The organism is Streptomyces sp. NPDC046215 (assembly GCF_040646215.1).
GTDB classification, from domain to species: domain Bacteria; phylum Actinomycetota; class Actinomycetes; order Streptomycetales; family Streptomycetaceae; genus Streptomyces; species Streptomyces stramineus.
Genome location: NZ_JBEYZW010000185.1, coordinates 1 through 3,078, shown reverse-complemented (window position 1 = coordinate 3,078; position 3,078 = coordinate 1). Strand labels below are relative to the sequence as shown.

Sequence of the window (3,078 nt, the reverse complement as noted above, 5' to 3'; positions counted from 1 at the left end):
GCCACATCTTCGATGGGTGCGGCTTCCCGACCCCAGGGCTCCACTCTTTCGTTTTCGCAGGCCCGCTCCGACCCACCCCCTTACGTGGGGGGGGTGGGTAAAAAGACCTGTGGTGACCCCGTGCCTGGCAGCGAACCGTTGCCCCCATGGGTTTCTTACCCACCCCCCACCCGCGCAGGCCCGACACCGCACCTGAACAGCCCCGCGCAGCGGAGCGGCCCCCCCTAAGCCCCCCGCAGGGGATCCGACTCGCCAGGGTCCAGCGGCGGAGACGCAACCCCGCACGAGTACCGGCTCTCCGGGTGGCACTGCGACGGTGTCGTCCGGACCGTCGTCCACGCCAGCAGGCCGCCCAAGGCCAACGTGCCCCCGCACCAAAGCATCGCCTTGCGGAACGTATCGGAGAACGCCGCGGGATCGCGATACGCGTCAGGGCCCATGCCCACCAGGAGCGGCAGGGCGGCCACCGCCACGAGGCCGGCCGCGCGGGCCGCCGCGTTGTTGATGCCGCTGGCGAGGCCCGCGCGGGCGACGTCGACGGAGGCGAGGACCGTCGCGGTGAGCGGGGCGACCAGGACGACCATGCCCAGGCCGAGGACGACGAGCGCGGGCAGGACGTCCCGCCAGTACACGGCACCGGACCCCGCGCGGGTCATCAGCAGCATTCCGGCCGCGCACAGGAAGGGGCCGACGGTCAGGGGGACGCGCGGTCCGATGCGCTGGGCGATCCGGCCGGAGCGGGCGGACAGCAGGAGCATCAGGACGGTGGTGGGGAGCAGGGCGGTGCCCGCGGCGAGTGCCGACCAGCCGACGACGACCTGGAGCTGGAGCACGGAGAGGAAGAAGAAGCCGCCGAAGGCCGCGTACACGCACACCGTGACGCCGTTGACCGCGGAGAACATCCGGGTGGAGAAGACCTCCAGCGGCATCATGGGGTCGGCTCTGCGGCTCTCGACGCGGACGAACGCCACGCCGAGCAGCACTCCGGCGACGGCCGGGCCGATCACCCAGGGGGAGGCGCCCTTCTCGGGGGCCTCGATCAGGGCATAGGTGACGGCGCCGAGGGCCAAGGCTCCGAGCGCCGCGCCGAGTACGTCGAAGCGGCCGCGGGCCCGGGGGTCGCGGGTCTCGGGGACGTACCGGAGGGCGACGGGGACGCAGACGGCCGCGAGCGGCAGGTTGATGAGGAAGACCCAGCGCCAGCCGGGCCCGTCGACGAGCCAGCCGCCCACGAAGGGGCCGACGGCGGCGGCCACCCCGCCGAGGCCCGACCAGGCGCCGACGGCGCCCGCCCGGTCGTCGGGGTGGAAGACGGCCTGGATCAGGGCGAGGGAGCCGGGGGTGAGGAGGGCGCCGCCGACGCCCTGGAGGGCCCGGGCGGCGATGAGGACGCCCGCGTCGGGGGCCAGCCCGCACAGCAGCGAGGCGAGGGCGAACCACACCACGCCGACCACGAACACCCGCCGCCGGCCGAACCGGTCCCCCAGGGCGCCGCCCAGCAGGATGAGCCCGGCGAGGGTGAGCATGTAGGCGTTGACGGTCCACTGGAGGACGGCCAGGTCCGCGTCGAGGTCGCGGCCGATGTGGGGCAGGGCGACGTTGACGACGGTGCTGTCGAGCATGGCCATGCCCGAGCCGAGTACGGCCGTCAGGAGTACCCAGCGCCCGGCGGCGGTGCCGAGCCGGACGCCGTGCGGCCCGGTCTCGCGGTCCCCTGCGGAGTCGCTCATGCCCGGATCATCCCCCGGCGGGCGCCGCCCGGCCAGTGAAAGGGCCCGGCCCCCGCTCGTGAGGAGCGGGGGCCGGGCCCTTTTCAGGCGGCGGGAAACTACTTGAGCTTCGTGCCGGTGGCGCGCAGGTCGGCGCACGCCTTGGTGACGCGCTCGGCCATGCCGGCCTCGGCCAGCTTGCCCCAGGTGCGCGGGTCGTAGGTCTTCTTGTTGCCGACCTCGCCGTCGACCTTCAGCACACCGTCGTAGTTGGCGAACATGTGGCCGGCGACCGGGCGGGTGAAGGCGTACTGGGTGTCGGTGTCGAGGTTCATCTTCACGACGCCGTTCTCCAGCGCGACGCGGATCTCCTCCGCGGTGGAGCCGGAGCCGCCGTGGAAGACGAAGTCGAACGGGTCGGCCTTGCCGGACTTGGCGGCGATGCCGTCCTGGAGCTCACGGAGCAGCTCCGGGCGGAGGACGACGTTGCCCGGCTTGTAGACGCCGTGGACGTTGCCGAAGGAGGCGGCCAGCAGGTAGCGGCCGTGCTCGCCCAGGCCCAGGGCCTCGGCGGTGCGCTCGACGTCCGCGACGGTCGTGTAGAGCTCGTCGTTGATCTCGTGGGTGACGCCGTCCTCCTCGCCACCGGTCGGGGTGATCTCGACCTCAAGGATGATCTTCGCCTTGACGGCCTCGGCGAGGAGCTCCTTCGCGATGGCGAGGTTCTCGTCGAGCTTCTCGGCGGAGCCGTCCCACATGTGGGACTGGAAGAGCGGGTTCTGACCGGCGGCGACGCGCTCCTGCGAGATGGCCAGCAGCGGACGGACGTAGCCGTCGAGCTTGTCCTTCGGGCAGTGGTCGGTGTGCAGCGCGATGTTCACCGGGTACTTCTTGGCGACGATGTGCGCGAACTCGGCGAGCGCGACGGCGCCCGAGACCATGTCCTTGCTGTACTGACCACCCAGGAACTCCGCACCGCCGGTGGAGATCTGGATGATGCCGTCGCTCTCCGCCTCGGCGAAGCCGCGCAGGGCGGCGTGCAGAGTCTGCGTCGAGGTCACATTGATGGCCGGGTAGGCGAACTTGCCTGCCTTCGCCCGGTCGAGCATCTCGTTGTAGACCTCGGGGGTTGCGATGGGCATCTGTCCGCTCCTTGTGATGTGCGGGTGGGCGAGGGGAGCCCTGACCTAGGGGGCGACGTTCATCGTCGCCCCCATCTTCCCAGACTCCTCGAATTGCTCCACACGGCGCACATAACAAATGCATGCGGCGGGGGGGGGGGGTGGTGGGGGTAACCACACCCCCCCCCCCCCGCGGGGTTTAAGATATTGTGGTGGTGGTGGGGGGGGGGGGACGTGAGAAACGCGGA

At 71.6% G+C, this 3,078-nt stretch carries 2 protein-coding genes; both read right to left on the bottom strand.

What is annotated here, in order from left to right; genetic code table 11:
- Positions 1-224 precede the first annotated feature (224 nt).
- Positions 225-1,730 (bottom strand): MFS transporter, encoded by a 1,506-nt coding sequence (locus tag ABZ951_RS33710; RefSeq protein WP_344091438.1) that lies wholly within the window; start codon positions 1,728-1,730, stop codon positions 225-227.
- Positions 1,731-1,828: 98 nt separating this feature from the next.
- Positions 1,829-2,851: a class II fructose-bisphosphate aldolase gene (gene fbaA, locus ABZ951_RS33705; RefSeq protein ID WP_344091436.1), complete on the bottom strand. Its 1,023-nt coding sequence runs from the start codon at positions 2,849-2,851 to the stop codon at positions 1,829-1,831.
- Positions 2,852-3,078 lie beyond the last annotated feature (227 nt).